Below are 15,576 nucleotides of genomic sequence, written 5' to 3' on the forward strand. Positions count from 1 at the left end.
CCCGCATCGCACTTTCCCACAAAAGTGCTGCGCCGGAACCGCTCCATCCGGGTGGACGAGCAGGCGCGGCAGCGACGGGTGCGGGCGCGGATCAGCGTGGAGCCAGGGCAGCGACCTGGGAAACGGGGTCTTCACCGTGACCGATCAGGGCGATCACCGGGGTGGTCAGCCCGTTGTCCACATAGGACTGCAGACGCTCGCGGCAGGCCTCGGCGCTGCCGTGCACCAGGAGCTCGTCCACGACCTCGTCCGGGATCGCGGCGTTCGCGCCCTTGCGGTCCCCCGCCGCCCACAGCTCGTGCATCTTCGCCAGCGCCTCACCCCGGCCGAGCCACTCGTGGAACGCCGCGTACACCGGCACGGTCAGGTAACTGCTGATCAGCATCCGGCCGATCGCCCGCGCCGCTTCCACATCTTCGGTGGGGCACACGAAGATCCGGGCCACCAGCTCCACTTCCGGCCCGATCTCGGCACGCACCCGTGGCACATCCGAAGGCGCGAGCCAGTTCGTGATCGCACCGTCGGCCTCCTTCGCCGCCAGCCGCAGCATTCCCGGCCGCAGCGCGGCGAGCATGATCCGCGGTGGCCGGGGCGGCACGCGCTCGAGCTGGAACCGCCGGACCGAGAACGTCGGGTACTCCTCGGTGATCTTCTCCCCCGCCAGCGCCGAGCGCAGAAACCGCAGCGTGTCACGGGTCCGGCCGTACGGCTCGGTGAACTCGGCCGCGTTCCAGTTCGACACGATCACCGGTGACGAGGTGCCGATCCCGAGCACGAACCGGTCCGGCGCGGCCTCCGCGAGCGTCGCCGCGCTCATCGCGAGCAGGCCGGGGCCGCGGGTGTACACCGGCACGATCGCCGTGCCCAGCCGCAACCGCGGCGCCCACTGCGAAGCGAGCAGCAACGGCGAAAACGCGTCGGTCCCGGCGGTTTCCGCGGTCCACAGGTCGGTGTAGCCGAGATCCGGCAGCCGCTCGATCAGCTCGCGGTGCGCCGTCAGCGGCACTCCCGTCAACGGGATCGTCAGCCCCCACCGGTTCACGCCAGCTCCTTCTTCAACCAGTGCACCTGGACGTGCATCAGATTCTCCGCGACGGCCTCGTCCTGTGGCGTCATGTGCGTCGTGCCGGCCAGCGGCAGGAAGGTGTGCGCGCGCCCGGCCGCGAGCAGCGCCGACGACAACCGCAGCGAATGCGCGACGAAGACGTTGTCATCCACGAGCCCGTGCACGATCAGCAGCGCACGCCGCAGGTTCTCCGCGTCGGCGAGCAGCGAATTCCGTTCGTACGCCGCGGGATCGTCCTGCGGGGTGCCCAGATACCGCTCCGTGTAATGCGTGTCGTACAGGGACCAGTCGGTGACCGGCGCGCCCGCGACCGCCGCGTGGAAGACGTCCGGGCGCCGCAGCACGGCGAGCGCGGACAGATACCCGCCGTAGGACCAGCCGCGGATCGCGACCCGCGAAAGGTCTAGTTCCGGATGCTCCGCCGCGACCGCGTGCAGCGCGTCCACCTGATCGGTCAGTGTCACGCCCGCCAGCTCGCCCGCGACTTCCCGTTCCCACGTGGGTCCTCGCCCCGGCGTGCCGCGGCCGTCGGCGACGAGCACCGCGAAACCCTGATCGGCGAACCATTGTGAGGTCAGGAACGCGTTGCGGCTGTGCAGTACCCGCTGCGCGTGCGGCCCGCCGTACGGGTCGAGCAGCACGGGCAGTTTCGCCCCCGGCTGATGCCCGGCGGGCAGCAACAAGGCCGCCCGCAGCCCGCGTTCGCCCACGGTGAGCCACCGCGGCCGCGGCTCGATGCCGGGATCCTCCGGGTACGAACGGATCTTCGCGACCGGCGCGCCGCCGCGCAGCACGGACACCTGCGGCCCAGTGTGTTCGAGGCTCCACGACGACAGGACGGTGACCTCCGCCGAACCCGCACCGACGTGCACACCGTCCGAAGTGGACAGGCGGGTCGCCCCATCCGGGCCGGTGCGGTAAACGTGGATCTGCGTCGGATCGGAATCCGAGGCGCTGAACAGGATTTCGGCCCCGACGTCGAGCACCGAGCGCACCTGCAGATCCGGGCCCGTCACCGGTACCCCGTCGACCATCAGCCGGTACGCATCGTCCACTGTGGACACATGGACGAGCCGCCCATCGGCCGTCCACGCAGGCACACCCGCCACGAGCTCGACCCAGCGCGGATCGGTTTCGGCGTGCAGCAACTTCGTCGCGCCCGTCGCCGGATCCACCGAGTGGATCTCGAACGTGCGCTGATCCCGGCTCTGCACCGCCAGCAGCGGCGGCCCACCGGCGGACCAGTGCACCGCCGCGAGGTACTCCCAGTCACCGCGTTGAACGTCCACGCGCGTGCCGTCCAGCCCGACAATGGCCAGCGATACGTCGACATTCCGCTCACCCGCGGCGGGGTAGGCGACGGTCGTGCCGGGGACGTCCGGGTTCGCCGGGTCCGCGATCGTCCAGCGTGGGACTTCGGTGCGGTCGCTGCGCTCCACGAGCAGGCTCGTCCCGTCGGGCGACCACCAGTACCCGCGCGTGCGCCCCATCTCCTCACCCGCGATGAACTCCGCGAGCCCCCACGCAACCTGGTCGCCGTCCTCACTCCCGTCACCGATCAGCAGCCGGCCCTGGCCGGTCGCGAGGTCGATCACCCGCAGCCGGCGGTCACGGACGTAGGCGACCTGCGTGCCCGCCGGGTTCGGTCGCGGGTCGACAACGGCGCCACCGACCAGCTCGGCGACCTTCCTGGTCCGCAGATCGACCGTGTAAAGCTTGCCGGACAAGGAAAAAGCGGCGATCCGCAACTCGGCGTCGGTGGCGTAGCCGACCACTCCGCCCGCCCGCTCCCGGCTGCGTTCGCGGCGCGCCCGCTCCTCGGGCGGCAGGCTCTCCTCGCCGGGAAGCAGCTCGACCGCGTCGACGATCTTCGTCTCCGCCCCCGAGGCGAGCTCCAGCTCCCACAGGCTGTTGCGCCGATCCGTGCCCGACTCCGACCGCAGGAAAAGCAGTCTCGACCCGTCGGGCGCGACCCGGAACTCCCGGGGCGTGCCGAGCGTGAAGCGCTGCGTGCGGGCCTGTTTGCGGAGGAAGGACAGCTCGTCGGTCACCTTCGCACTCTCTCAGAACGGCCGGTATGTTGGCGAGTGTGCCCAGTAGCACAACGATTGACCGCTGTCCGGGGAAAGTACGCAACAAAGCGGCCCTGATCAGCACAGTTTCCGGCTCTAATCTGTTGAGCATGACGACCACCGCAGAGTTCATCGCGCTCGACGAACGCTGGAGCACGCACAACTACCACCCGCTGCCGGTGGTCATCACCGAAGGCGAAGGCGCCTGGGTCACCGACACCGAGGGCAAGCGCTACCTGGACTTCCTGTCCGCGTACTCGGCGCTCAATTTCGGTCACCGGCACCCGGATCTCGTCGCGGCGGCCATCGAACAGCTGGGCCGGGTCACGTTGACCTCGCGGGCGTTTCACCACGACCAGCTGGGCCTGTTCTGCGCGGAGCTGGCCGAACTGACCGGCACCGAGATGGTGCTGCCGATGAACTCGGGCGCCGAGGCGGTCGAATCGGCGTTGAAGGTCGCGCGAAAATGGGCGTACGAGGTGAAGGGAATCCCGGACGGCACAGCCGAAATCGTGGTCGCCGGGTCGAACTTCCACGGCCGCACCACGACAATCGTGTCGTTCTCGACCGACGAGACCGCGCGGGCGCACTTCGGTCCGTTCACCCCCGGGTTCGTGGTGGTCAAATACGGGGACGCGGCCGCGCTGCGGGACGCGATCACCGACCGGACGGCGGCGGTGTTGCTGGAACCGGTGCAGGGCGAGGCGGGTGTGATCGTGCCGCCGGACGGTTATCTCGCGGGGGCGCGGCGGCTGTGTGACGAACACGGTGTGCTGCTGATCGCCGACGAGATCCAGTCCGGTCTCGCCCGCACCGGCACCCTGCTGGCGCTCGACCACGAACATGTCCGGGCGGACCTGTACACGCTGGGCAAGGCACTGGGCGGGGGGATCATGCCGCTGTCGGCGGTAGTCGGGCGGCGCGAGGTGCTGGGCGTGCTGAAACCCGGCGAGCACGGCTCGACGTTCGGCGGCAACCCGCTGGCGTGCGCCGTCGGCCGCACGGTGATCAAGCTATTGGCGACCGGCGAGTTCCAGCAGCGTTCGACGGCGCTCGGCGCGCACCTGCACGCGCGGCTGGGCGAGCTGATCGGCGACGGCCTCGCGGAGGTCCGGGGCCGCGGCCTGTGGGCGGGTGTCGACATCACGCCGGGCGGCCTGTCGGGCCGGGAGGCGTCGGCGGCGCTGGCCGGGAAAGGCGTGCTGTGCAAGGAAACGCACGGGAACACGCTGCGCATCGCACCGCCACTGGTGATCAGCGAGGACGACCTGGACCGCGGCATCGACGCGATCGCCGAGGTGGTCAGGCGCTGAGCGGGTACTCCAGCCAGACGTTCGGTTCGACGTAGATGCCGAGATCCTGCTCAACCGAGGCGAGCACGGGCACGAGCGCGCCGTCGACGACGTTCGGGCCGCCGGCGAGCGGCCTTGACGAACCGGGCGCCGAGGCGTTCGTGGACACGCAGCCACGGATCGGCCGGTCACCGGCGCGAAATTCCTGGCCCCGCGGTCGCCGCAGTCCTCCGGCCCATGCGATGCATGAACTTCGCCCCGATGTCACCGAGGGCCAGTGCGGCGTCCAGCAGATCCGGCCGGGTCGCCAGCGTCTCGACGCGCATATCGTCTCCCAGTGTGAGGGTTGGTATCGCGGTGCTCGCCGCGCTCGGGATGGTGGCGCTGGGTTTGTGGCCGCCCGCGTTCCTGCAGCGCGGGCTCGGCGACGGGACGCACAGCACGCTGTTGGACATCCTCGTGCTGCCCACCGAGCCGTATGTGCTGATCCCGGTCATCGCGCTGATCGCCGGATTCCAGGTGCTCCGGCGCCGGTGGCGGGAAACCGCCTTCTGTGTGGCCGCGACGGCACTCCCCCTCGCGCTCAACACGTGGGTGCTGAAACCGCTGTTCGGCCACGAGCTGCGCGGCGACCTCGCCTACCCCAGCGGGCACACCGTCGGCCTCGCCACCACCCTCATTGTGCTGGTTTTCCTTACCCGCCAATGGCTTCTGGCGATCATCGCGGCCGCGGTGACGGCGGCAGCGGGGATCGGACTCGTCGGCCTCGGCTACCACTACCCCGTCGACGTCCTCGGCGGGGCCTGCCTGGCGGTCGCCGCCGTGTTCACGTTGTCGCTGGTGCTGCGTCCCGGGCGAGCGCGGTCAGCCGGCTCACCGCACGCAGATACTTCTTCCGGTAACCCCCCTGCAGCATCTCCGGAGTGAACAGCGCCGACAGCGGCTCGCCCGACGCGAGCACCGGGATCGCCCGGTCGTACAGCCGGTCCGCGAACGCCACCAGCCGCAGCGCGACGTTCTGGTCCGGCGCCGCGTGTACCCCGCGCAGATGCACCAATGGCACCCCGTCCACGAGCCGGCCGTACTTCGACGGGTGCAGGCTCGCGAGGTGATCACACAGCGCATCGAAGTCGTCGAGGGAAGAACCTTCCTGGGAAGATGCTGACGCTGAAAGTGTCGCGTCGTCGACCGGCGGGGGCGGCTCGGGCAGGCCGCGGTGCCGGTAGTCAGGACCGTCGACCCGCGTCACCGCGAACCGCGAGGAGAGCGACTGGATTTCCCGCAGGAAGTCATCCGCGGCGAACCGGCCCTCTCCGAGCTTGTCCGGCAAGGTGTTCGACGTCGCCGCCACGTACACGCCCGCGTCGGTCAGCTCCCGCAGTAGCCGGTTGACCAGCATGGTGTCCCCGGGATCATCCAGCTCGAACTCGTCGATCGCGAGCAGCCGGTGCGCCGACAACCGCCGCACCGCCTCGGCGAAACCGAGCGCGCCGACCAGATGCGTGAGCTCGACGAAGGTTCCGTACGCCTTCGGCGACGGGGCCGCGTGCCAGGTCGAGGCGAGCAGGTGCGTCTTGCCGACGCCGAAGCCGCCGTCGAGATACAGGCCGGGCTTGCCCACGGGCTCGCCGCCGCCGAACAGGCGGAACCGGGATTTCTTCCGTGCCACCGAAATCCGCCCCGCGAACGCCGAGCACGACTCGACTGCGGCGGCCTGGCTCGGCTCGTCGGGGTTGGGCACGTAGGTCTCGAACCGGACGGCGTCGAACCGGGGCGGTGGCACGAGCGAGGAAATCAGCTCGTCCGCGCCTATCTCCGGACGACGGTCGGTCAGGTGCATGACCCGAGGTTAAGCGGGCCAGGCTCGTTACGATCCCCAGCATGCGCATGCTGTGGCCGACCCCACTCGACGATGTCAGCGATGACGACCTGGAGCGGATCTACGGCTTCCCCGCCGGGCTCGACCGCCCGTGGGTGCAGGTCAACTTCGTGTCCTCCGCGGACGGTGCGGCCACCATCGGCGACGTGTCCGAGGGCCTGTCCCATCCGGCGGACAAGCGCATCTTCCTGCTCAGCCGGGATCTCGCCGACGTTGTGCTGGTGGGCGCCGGCACCGCGCGAAGCGAAAACTACCGCGGCGCGCGCACCAACCCCGAGCGGCAGGCCCGGCGCAAGAAGCTGGGCCTGTCCCAGCTGCCGCCGATCGCCGTCGTCAGCGGGCGCGCGCAGCTCGACCCGGCCTCGCCGCTGTTCACCGACACGCGAGTGCCTCCGATCGTCATCACCACCGAATCGGCACCACAAGACCGGCGCGCGGCGCTCGCCGACGCGGGCGCCGACATCCTCATCGCAGGCGAGCAGATGATCGACCTGACCGCCGCCCTCAAGGAGCTCGCCGCCCGCGGCCTGCACCGGATCGACTGCGAAGGCGGCCCGCACCTGTTCGGCGAGCTCATCGCCGAGGACCTGGTGGACCAGCTGTGCCTCACCGTCGCGCCGCTGCTCGCCGGGCCCGGCGCCGCGCGGATCGCCGAAGGCCGGATGGCCGAGACGCGGCGGCTGGAGCTGGGCTCGATCCTCATCGAGGACGGCTACACCATGTTCCGCTACCGCAAGCGCACCTAGGCTGGTGAGATGGCGACGATCCGGTCCGCACGCCTGGATCTGGTGGAACTGACCGGAAACCTCCTGCGGCTGATCCTGGACAGGGACCTCGGCGCGCTCGCGGCAGCGCTCGGCGCCGACGTGAGCCCGGAGTGGGCGGACCTCGTCCCGGCGCAGGACAACCTCAGAACCCTCCGCGCCGAACCCGACGCCCAGCCGTGGCTGTCGCGCGGGATCTTGTTGCGTGAAGCCGGGGTCATGGTCGGCGAGGTCGGTTTCCACGATCTGCCCGACGAACTGGCCGTGGTCGAGGTCGGCTACGAGGTGCTGCCCCGGTTCCGGCGCCGTGGTATCGCCGCCGAGGCCGTCCGCGCGCTCACCGGCTGGGCCTTCGCCACCGGGGAGGCCTCGACGGTCTACGCGACGATAGCCCGCACGAATATGGCGTCGATCGGCCTGGTCCGCTCGCTCGGGTTCGCCTTCCAGGACGATTGTCAAGACCCGGTCGACGGCCAGGTCGTGTTCTACGAAAGCGCACTTCCGCTGTCCGGGTGAGGCACAATCGGGCACATGGTGCCGCTCAGCCCGCCGATCCAGCCGATGCTGGCGCGTGCGGTGAAGACCATCCCGGACACCGGCGGGATGCTGTTCGAACCCAAGTGGGACGGGTTCCGCTGCCTGGTCTTCCGCGACGGAGACCAGCTCACTTTGCAGTCCCGCGCGGGTAAACCGCTCAACCGCTACTTCCCTGAGGTGCTCGCCGAGCTGAGCGCGGTGCTGCCCGAGCAGGTCGTGCTGGACGGCGAACTCGTCGTCGCCCACGACGGGCATCTGGACTTCGACGCGCTCACCGAGCGGATCCACCCGGCCAAGAGCCGCGTCACCATGCTCGCCGAGAACGTACCGGCCACGTTCGTCGCGTTCGATCTGCTCGCGCTCGGCGAAGAGTCCTTTGTGGACGAACCGACGAGCGCCCGCCGGGACAGGCTGGAGAAGCTGACCGGCATCAAGATCACCCCTGCGACCTCGGATCCGGCCATTGCGCGCGAGTGGTTCACCCTGTTCGAGGGCGCCGGGCTCGACGGGGTCATCGGCAAACCGCTGGACGCGCCGTACCAGCCGGGCAAGCGGATCATGGCCAAGTACAAGCACGCGCGCACCGCGGACTGTGTCGTCGCGGGCCTGCGCTGGCACGCCGATTCCGCGCCGGGGGAGGCGGTGGGCTCGCTGCTCCTCGGCCTCTATGACGACCGCGAGATCCTGCACCACGTCGGCGTCGTCGGCGCGTTCGCGGCGGCGCGTCGGCGGGAACTGGCCACGGAACTGGCCGGCCTGATCACCGACGGCGAGCACCCGTGGCTCGGTGACGCCGTCGTCGAAGGCCAGCGCCTGCCCGGCGGCATCACGCGCTGGCGCAGCACCGAGCAGCCATGGGTGCCGCTGCGACTGGAGCGGGTCGTCGAAGTCGGCTACGAGCACACCGAAGGCGGCCATCCCGCCCGTTTCCGGCACACCGCGCAGTTCGTGCGCTGGCGCCCGGACCGCGAACCGGCCTCGTGCGGCTACGCACAGCTCGACGAGCCCGCGCGCTACGACCTCGAGGCCCTGCTTGCCAAGCCGACCGAAAGTAGGCCGGCCCGGCCAACCGGCGGCCCGCCTACGTTTCGCTGATCGCCGTGACTGCCGGTCGGCTTGGCAACAACCAGCACAGTCAACGGAGAAGTGCAGCTACGTTGACCCGCTTACCGGCCGCTCACCCGGTACGTGCGAAGGTCGGAAGCGTACGTGGATGGAAGTGAGGGGACCCGTCTTGCTCCGCCGGCATTCCTTGCTGTTGGTCGCCGTGCTGGTGCCGTGCCTGGTCGCCGGCTGCACGGCGGGGCCGTCGAAACGCCCGGCCGTGGTGGAGAACGACGAACACTCGGCGACGAGCACGACGAGCGCGCCGCAGGTGGTCCCGCTGCCGGCACTGACCGAGCCGCAGTCGCCGTCGGTCGACTGGTCCGACTGCGACGAGCAGACCCGCGGCCGGATCGAACCGCCCGCACCGCCCGGCACGCTGAAATTCAGTTGCGCCACCGTGGGTTCCGTCCTCGACTCCCCCGATCTGCCCGGCCGGATCCAGACCCATATCGCACTGCTCAAGGCGGGCAGCGGGCCGATCCCGCTGGTGGTGCTCAACGACATCGAGGGCGAGAGCGGCACCCTGTATGCCGCGCACCTGGCCGCATTGTTGCCGTCCGCGCTGCTGCAGCGGTTCTCGCTCATCGGCATGGACCGGCGCGGCACGGGTGACTCCGACCCGGTCGGCTGCGTGCCGGGCGACGTGCGCGGCACGCTGCTGAGCCAGGACCCGGCCGGTGGCGACCAGGAGGCCGTGCTCGACGCCGCGCGCCGGGCCGGTCAGCAGTGCGCGATCGAACTCGGCTCCACCCAGCAGGCGCTGGACAGCTGGCGCACCGCGGGCGACCTCGATCAGGTCCGTGACGAGCTGGGGGTGCCGAAGCTCAACGCGATCGCCCGCGGCGAGGCCTCCGACGTGCTGGCCGCATACGCCAACCGCTACCCGGGCCGCATCGGGCGGGTCGTGCTCGACGGCATCCCTGATCCCTCATCGGACGAGGCCACCGTGCTCGGCGATCTCGCGGCCGCTCAGCAGGCCACGCTCGACGCGTTCGCCGCCGACTGCGCGGCCCGCGGCTGCCCGCTCGGCAGGGACGCGGCGGGCGCCGTCACCGGCCTGCTCGACCAGCTGCGCGTCGCGCCTCCGTCGCTCGGCGGCGGCGTCCCCTTCACGCCGGGCGTCGCGCTCAACGCCATCCTCGCCGGGCTCGAGAACCCGGCACGTTGGTCCGAGCTCGCCGCCGCGATCCAGGCCGCCCGCACCGGCAATCCGACGCAGCTGGCCGCGTTCGTCGCGCCGCTGATCAACACCTCGCAGCTCACCCCGTCCCGGCTCGACGGGGCGCTCGCGACCGAGTGCAACGACACCGCGACCCGGCTGCCCGCGAACCAGCTCAGCGCACTGACCGACACCCTGCGCAAACGCTTCCCCCTGTTCGGCGGCCTTGCCACGCAACGACTTCTGTGGTGCCTGCCGTGGCCGGGACGCACCAGCGGGACATCGTCACTGGGCGTGGCCGGCCTCCCGCCGGTGTTCGTCGCGAGCACGAAAACGGACCCGGTGACCCCGGAGGCGGGCACCGTACGGGCGGCCGAACAAATGAGCAGCGCGGCACGGATCTCGTGGCAGGGCATCGGACACGGCGCGATGTCCTCACCGTGTGTCGGGGAAGCGGTGCGGGGGTTTCTCGTCGACGGGAAGGTTCCGGTGGACGGCACCCTCTGCCCCGCTTAGGGAAGTACGCCGCGGGCCGTTACGCTTGGCAATCGCCATTGGTCACGTCCCAAACTGGGGGTCATCGTGTCGTCATCCGCCGTCGAGGCCCCGGCAGCCGTGCCGCCGCCCTCGGCTCCGGAGAGACGCGCCATCCCCGCGCCCGCGTTCTGGGTCGTGCTGGCGCTCGGCGCCCTCGCCGGCGGCTGGTATCTGAAAGAACTGCTCGCCGACGTCGGCTCGATGATGCATCTGCTGGACCTCGGCGTGTACAAGATCGCCGGCCAACGGGTGCTCGACGGTGTCTCGGTCTACGACACCCCGCTGCTCGGCCAGACGCGTGGCGTGTGGGAGTTCGTCTACACCCCGTTCTCCGCGCTGCTGTTCGCGCCGCTGGCCAAACTCGACGGGGACGTGTTCCGGTATGTCGGCGGGATCGGCGACTTCGTGGTCCTCGCGGTCGGGGTGTGGGCCGCGCTGGCGCTGCTGAACTACCGGCGTGACGTGAAGCTGGCGGTGTTCAGCCTGCCGGTCGCCGCGCTGCTGCTGTGGTGCGAGCCGATCCGCGAAACGATGGCGTTCGGGCAGGTCAACATCCTGTTGATGACCCTCGTGCTGGTCGACATGGCGCTGCCGGATTCCTTCCGCGGTAAGGGAATACTGACCGGGATCGCCGCCGGCATCAAGCTCACCCCGGCGTTCTTCATCGCCTATTTCCTGTTCACCAAGCGGTACCGGGCGGCGGCGGTGTCGGCGGGTTCACTCGTCGCGACGGCCGTCATCGGGTTCCTCGTGCTGCCGCACGATTCGAGGACGTACTGGGCCGGCGCATTCTTCGACCCGACTCGCGTCGGCGTGCCGGAGAACCCGTCGAACGAGTCGCTGCGCGGGATGTTCGCGCGCAGCATCGGCCTGGACGGCGGCTGGAAGATCCTGTGGTTCCTCGTCGCCGCCGTGCTCGCGATGGCGTGCCTGTATCTCGCGCGGCGGTTGTCGTTCGGCCGGCAGGAGTTGTTGGCGGTGACGTTGTGCGGGCTGGCCACGACCCTGGTTTCGCCGTACAGCTGGGTGCATCACTGGGTGTGGTGGGGTGCGCTGGTGATCTGGCTGCTCGACGCATCACTGCGGCGATGGGCCGTCGGCACGTGGATCGCGCTGCTGGTGACGTTCTTCGTGGTGTCGGGCGGGGTGCTGTCGCTGCTGGGGTCGAGCGAGAGCTCGGTACTGACGTTCCCGTCGTGGGAGCGGCTCGGCGTGGTGTACCACAACGCCTACATCTGGCTGACCGTCGTGGCGTTCGCCGTGGTGGCGCTGAGGTTGAAGAAGCTGACCGCGAGCCGCTCATAGGAGTCGAGCAGCGCGGCCCGGTCGTACGTGCTGGTGGCCAGCAGGACCTCGTCCGCGCCTGCCCGCTCGGCCAAGTCCTGCAGCTGGTGTGCGGCTTCGTCGCCGGTGCCGCGGATCTGGTCGCGCATCCCGTCGATGAACAGTCTGCGCTCACGGTCGGTCATGTCGAGCGCGAGCACTTCGTCGGGCGGCAGCAGCGGCGGGAACACGCCGTGGGTACGCGAGTAGGCCCCCGACCACGCCTCGGAGATGAGCAGGCGCTCGGCCTTCTCGGTAGTGTCGGCGGCCGCGACCGTCGCCGAGAGCATCACGTACGGGTACGGCGACCAGTGTGAGGGCACGAAGTTCTCGCGGTAACGGCCGATGGCGTCGAGCATCCGCTGCTCCCCGCGGGCGGCGGCGATCACCAGCGGCAGCCCGAGTTCCGCGGCGACGTCGGCGCCGGACCCGGTGGCGAGGATGAAAGGCGGGACGTGCAGCCCTTCCGCGGGGAAGGCGTGCACGCCGGGGTAGGTGCGCTGGGTGCCGTCAAGGAACCCGAGCAGCTCACGGACCTGCGGGCCGAAGTCGCCGGCGTCCTCCTTGTCGCGGCCGAGCGCGTGCCGGATGCCATCGGTGAAGCCGACCGATCGGCCGAGACCCATGTCGATACGGCCGGGGAACAGCGATTCGAGCACCCCGAACTGCTCGGCGACGATCATCGGCCGATGGTTGGGCACCATCACGCCGCCGGTGCCGACGCGGATCCGCGTTGTCGCGGCGGCGACCGCGGCGGCCAGCACGGTCGGGGCGGACCCGGCGACGCCGGGCACGCTGTGGTGTTCGGACACCCAGAACCGGTGATAGCCGAGTGCCTCGATGTGTTTCGCGAACTCGACCGTGTCCCGTAGCGCGTCCGCGTGCGTCGCACCCTCCCGCGTCCGCGACCGATCGAGCACCGAAAGTCTCACACCCCCGGTAACACCCCGGACGTGCCAAAGGATTCCCGCGAGCCTAGGTTCGAGGTCATGCGCTTCGCGATCTCCATTCCACAGTTCACCGCCGACGGCGAGTTCGACCCCGTGGCGTTTCGTGGCTACGTCCAGCGCGCGGAGGCCCTCGGTTTTCACAGCGGGTGGACCCAGGAGCAGATCCTCACCCTGGGCCATTTCCCGCACCTCAGCGCGCTCGAGACGATGGCCTACGCGGCCGCGTGCACCGAACGGCTGCGCCTGGGGTGCGCGGTTTTCGTGACGCCGCAACACAATCCGGTGCAGCTGGCGAAGAGCCTGGCCAGTCTGGACCAACTCAGCCGCGGCCGGGTGGAGACCGGTGTCGGCACCGGCGGGAAGCGAGGTTCATACCCGGCTTTCGGGCACAACGGCGAGGCGCTGGTCGCGCGGTTCACCGAGGGACTCGAGGTGATGCGTTCGTTGTGGACGGAGCCGGAGACGACGATCGACGGGCGGTTCTGGCAGCTGGAGGGGGCGGCGATCGTGCCGAAGCCGTTCCAGAAACCGGGCCCGCCGGTGTGGATCGGCGGCAGCCACCCGAACGCGTTGAAACGGGCGGTCCGGCTCGGTGACGGGTTCTTCGGTGCGGGCTCGACGACCACCGGGAAGTTCGCCGAACAGGTACAGGTGGTTCGGGCCGAGCGAGCGGATTTCCCCATCGCGAAGCGGATCTACATCGCGGTGGACGACAACGCCGAGCACGCCCGCGCCCAGATGGCCGACGGCTTGGAAAATATCTACGGCCGCCGTGGCCTGGAAGCGGTCGCGGTAGCCGGCACCCCAGCCGACTGCGTGCGAGGAGTCCAGGAGGTCGCCGACGCGGGCGCCGAACTGATCCTCTTCACCACGGTCGCGAACCAGGCGGAACAAATGGAACGCCTCGCCGCCGAGGTGATACCGCAGCTGTCCTGACCTACGGCGTGGGGTTTCCCGCTGCGCCGGCGGACTCAGGTGTCCGTGCGTGCCTTGCTCGGCTGCACCCGCTTCGGCTCGCCGGGCATTTTCGGGTAATCCGGGGGATACGGCATCTCCCCCAGTCCGCGGTCGCGTTCGTCGCGTGCGTACCAGTCCAGCGCCGTCTCCAGCCCGAACGCCTCCGACTCCAGGCCGGCATGGGGGTCGCCGTGCGAGGCATACCAGCCCGGCACCGTGAGCACGTCGAAGTCATCAGGATGGACCTCGGCAAGCTGCTCCCACGTCACCGGCGTCGAAACCGTCGCCCGCGGGGTGCCGCGCACCGACCACGCCGACGCAATGGTCCGGTCACGTGCCGCTTGGTTGTAGTCGAGGAACACCCGCCCGCCGCGTTCTTCCTTCCACCACGCGATGGTCGCGAGCTCCGGGATCCGCCGTTCGACCTCCCGGCCCAGCGCGATCACCGCATGCCGCACCGCGATGAAGTCCCACTCCGGCCGGATCCGCGCCCGCACATGCACCCCGCGCCCACCGGACGTCTTGGGGTAACCCGTCAGGCCGGCATCGGCGAGCACCTCCCGCACGGTCTGCGCGACCCGCACCGCGTCATCGAAACCCGTTTCGTCCGACGGGTCGACGTCGATGCGCAGTTCGTCGGGATGGTCCACATCCGGGCGCCGGACGGGCCACGGGTGGAAATCGAACGTGCCGAGGTTCGCCGCCCAGAGGATCACCGCCGCCTCGGTCGGGCAGACCTCCTCGGCCGTGCGGCCGGACGGGAACGTGATCCGCACCGGCTCGACGTACGACGGCGCCCCCTTGGGCACGCGCTTGGCATAGAAGTACTCGCCGGTCACGCCATCCGGGTACCGCTTCAACGTCGTCGGCCGCTCCCCGATGGCCGCCAGCAACGGCTCGGCGACGGCGAGGTAGTACTCGGCCACCTGCCGCTTGGTGATCCCACGCTCGGGAAAGTAGACCTTGTCCGGACTGGACAACCGGACCGTCTGCGCACCGACCCGGTACTCCACCGGTTCACCGTTCTTGGGCACGGCATCACGGTAGCCGCGCCAGGCCGGGATTTCGCGTTCTATACCGTGGACCGCATGCCCCGGCAGATCACCAATCCGACCGAAAGCAGGCCGGCACCAATCACCCGGAAGCCGGCCTACGCCAAGCGGATCATCGTGACTGGCGGCCGGATTGCCCGTGATCGGCGCAGCAAGCTGGTCATCGCGCTCGCCGTGCTCGCGGTGCTCGTCACCGCCGCGTTCGTGGTGCCGTTGCCCACGCCGGCGCAGCTGCGCGACTGGGCCAACGGTGCCGGCCCGGCCACCGCGTTGCTGTTCCTCGCCGCGTACGCGCTGCTCACCGTCGTGCCGATTCCGCGCACCGTGTTCAACCTCGCCGCCGGGCTGTTGCTCGGCACAGTCGCCGGGATCGCGGTCTCGATCACCGCCACCGCGATCTCCGGCATGCTCGGCTTCGGTCTCGCCCGGCTGCTCGGCCGTGACCTGGTTTCCCGTCACTTGCAGCGGAAATCCGTGCGGGCGGTGGACGAACGCCTTGCCGACGGGGGAATTCTCGCGATCACCTCGCTGCGCCTGATCCCGGTGGTGCCGTTCGCGCCGTTCGGCTACTGCTGCGGGATCCTTTCCGTGCGGCCGGTTCCGTATCTGATCGGCACGGTGCTGGGCAGTCTGCCCGGCACGATCGCGGTCGTCGTGCTCGGCGACGCGCTCACCGGCGGCACGCCACCGGCACTGCTGGGCTGCTACCTCGCATTCGCGCTGGCCGGAGCGCTCGGATTGATCAAGGTCGCGCGCGGGGCGTCATCCGGAGGCGGCACAAGGCAGCCCGCTACACTCGACGCGGTGCGCGAGGAGGGTGTGCGCGCTCGATCAGGCCAAGAAATGCAGGTAGTTTCCGAGGAGTAGTCCCATCGACACCG

16 protein-coding genes are annotated in these 15,576 nt (G+C 70.0%); 9 read left to right on the top strand and 7 right to left on the bottom strand.

Annotated elements, in window-relative coordinates; all coding sequences use genetic code 11:
* Positions 1-91: 91 nt before the first annotated feature.
* Positions 92-1,042, bottom strand: a complete 951-nt coding sequence (locus tag GKO32_RS08070) for an LLM class F420-dependent oxidoreductase (RefSeq protein ID WP_312867643.1) — start codon at positions 1,040-1,042, stop codon at positions 92-94.
* Positions 1,039-3,117 (bottom strand): S9 family peptidase, encoded by a 2,079-nt coding sequence (locus tag GKO32_RS08075; RefSeq protein ID WP_312867644.1) that lies wholly within the window; start codon positions 3,115-3,117, stop codon positions 1,039-1,041. Before GKO32_RS08075 ends, GKO32_RS08070 begins: the two co-directional genes overlap by 4 nt.
* Before the next feature lie 131 nt (positions 3,118-3,248).
* On the opposite strand from GKO32_RS08075, the gene rocD reads away from it, so the two are divergent.
* On the top strand, positions 3,249-4,451 hold the full coding sequence (rocD, locus tag GKO32_RS08080) for an ornithine--oxo-acid transaminase (protein ID WP_154756163.1): 1,203 nt from the start codon (positions 3,249-3,251) through the stop codon (positions 4,449-4,451).
* Here rocD and GKO32_RS08085 read toward each other — a convergent pair.
* Positions 4,441-4,599, bottom strand: a complete 159-nt coding sequence (locus GKO32_RS08085; RefSeq protein ID WP_208024315.1) for a hypothetical protein — start codon at positions 4,597-4,599, stop codon at positions 4,441-4,443. The genes rocD and GKO32_RS08085 overlap by 11 nt on opposite strands.
* A gap of 19 nt (positions 4,600-4,618) precedes the next feature.
* Positions 4,619-4,756, bottom strand: coding sequence for a hypothetical protein (locus GKO32_RS37935; RefSeq protein WP_166459432.1), 138 nt, complete (start codon positions 4,754-4,756; stop codon positions 4,619-4,621).
* Positions 4,757-4,769: 13 nt separating this feature from the next.
* On the opposite strand from GKO32_RS37935, the gene GKO32_RS08090 reads away from it, so the two are divergent.
* Positions 4,770-5,357, top strand: coding sequence for a phosphatase PAP2 family protein (locus GKO32_RS08090; protein ID WP_166459433.1), 588 nt, complete (start codon positions 4,770-4,772; stop codon positions 5,355-5,357).
* On the opposite strand, the gene zapE is transcribed toward GKO32_RS08090, so the two are convergent.
* Complete coding sequence (gene zapE / locus GKO32_RS08095; RefSeq protein ID WP_154756165.1) at positions 5,257-6,270, bottom strand: cell division protein ZapE; 1,014 nt, start codon at positions 6,268-6,270, stop codon at positions 5,257-5,259. The genes GKO32_RS08090 and zapE overlap by 101 nt on opposite strands.
* 41 nt (positions 6,271-6,311) lie before the next feature.
* Here zapE and GKO32_RS08100 point away from each other — a divergent pair, with 41 nt between their 5' ends.
* The 5 genes from GKO32_RS08100 (at position 6,312) to GKO32_RS08120 (ending at position 11,718) form a co-directional block, all read left to right on the top strand.
* Positions 6,312-7,055 (top strand): pyrimidine reductase family protein, encoded by a 744-nt coding sequence (locus tag GKO32_RS08100; RefSeq protein WP_154756166.1) that lies wholly within the window; start codon positions 6,312-6,314, stop codon positions 7,053-7,055.
* 9 nt (positions 7,056-7,064) lie between these two features.
* Positions 7,065-7,589 (top strand): GNAT family N-acetyltransferase, encoded by a 525-nt coding sequence (locus GKO32_RS08105; protein ID WP_154756167.1) that lies wholly within the window; start codon positions 7,065-7,067, stop codon positions 7,587-7,589.
* 15 nt (positions 7,590-7,604) lie between these two features.
* Positions 7,605-8,705 carry an ATP-dependent DNA ligase gene (locus GKO32_RS08110; protein ID WP_154756168.1) on the top strand — a complete coding sequence of 367 codons (1,101 nt, stop codon included), beginning with the start codon at positions 7,605-7,607 and terminating at the stop codon, positions 8,703-8,705.
* Positions 8,706-8,823: 118 nt separating this feature from the next.
* Positions 8,824-10,392 carry an alpha/beta hydrolase gene (locus GKO32_RS08115; protein WP_154756169.1) on the top strand — a complete coding sequence of 523 codons (1,569 nt, stop codon included), beginning with the start codon at positions 8,824-8,826 and terminating at the stop codon, positions 10,390-10,392.
* A 66-nt stretch (positions 10,393-10,458) separates the two neighbouring features.
* Positions 10,459-11,718, top strand: coding sequence for a glycosyltransferase 87 family protein (locus GKO32_RS08120; protein WP_312867646.1), 1,260 nt, complete (start codon positions 10,459-10,461; stop codon positions 11,716-11,718).
* Here GKO32_RS08120 and GKO32_RS08125 read toward each other — a convergent pair.
* The gene (locus GKO32_RS08125; protein WP_312867647.1) at positions 11,643-12,656 is read right to left on the bottom strand and encodes an LLM class flavin-dependent oxidoreductase; all 1,014 of its coding nucleotides are present in this window, start codon (positions 12,654-12,656) and stop codon (positions 11,643-11,645) included. The two genes, GKO32_RS08120 and GKO32_RS08125, sit on opposite strands and share 76 nt — an antisense overlap.
* Before the next feature lie 69 nt (positions 12,657-12,725).
* Between GKO32_RS08125 and GKO32_RS08130 the strand changes: the two genes are divergently transcribed.
* Positions 12,726-13,622 (top strand): LLM class flavin-dependent oxidoreductase, encoded by an 897-nt coding sequence (locus GKO32_RS08130; protein ID WP_154756171.1) that lies wholly within the window; start codon positions 12,726-12,728, stop codon positions 13,620-13,622.
* 35 nt (positions 13,623-13,657) lie between these two features.
* Here the strand turns inward: GKO32_RS08130 and ligD are convergent, their stop codons facing one another.
* A complete protein-coding gene (gene ligD / locus GKO32_RS08135; RefSeq protein ID WP_312867648.1) occupies positions 13,658-14,677 on the bottom strand; it encodes a non-homologous end-joining DNA ligase in 1,020 nt (339 codons plus the stop codon).
* 54 nt (positions 14,678-14,731) lie between these two features.
* Between ligD and GKO32_RS08140 the strand changes: the two genes are divergently transcribed.
* Entirely contained in the window at positions 14,732-15,562 is an 831-nt protein-coding gene (locus GKO32_RS08140) for a TVP38/TMEM64 family protein (RefSeq protein WP_154756224.1), read from the top strand.
* The last annotated feature ends 14 nt before the right edge of the window (positions 15,563-15,576 follow it).

This window comes from Amycolatopsis pithecellobii (genome assembly GCF_009707865.1).
Classification (GTDB): Bacteria; Actinomycetota; Actinomycetes; order Mycobacteriales; family Pseudonocardiaceae; genus Amycolatopsis_E; species Amycolatopsis_E pithecellobii.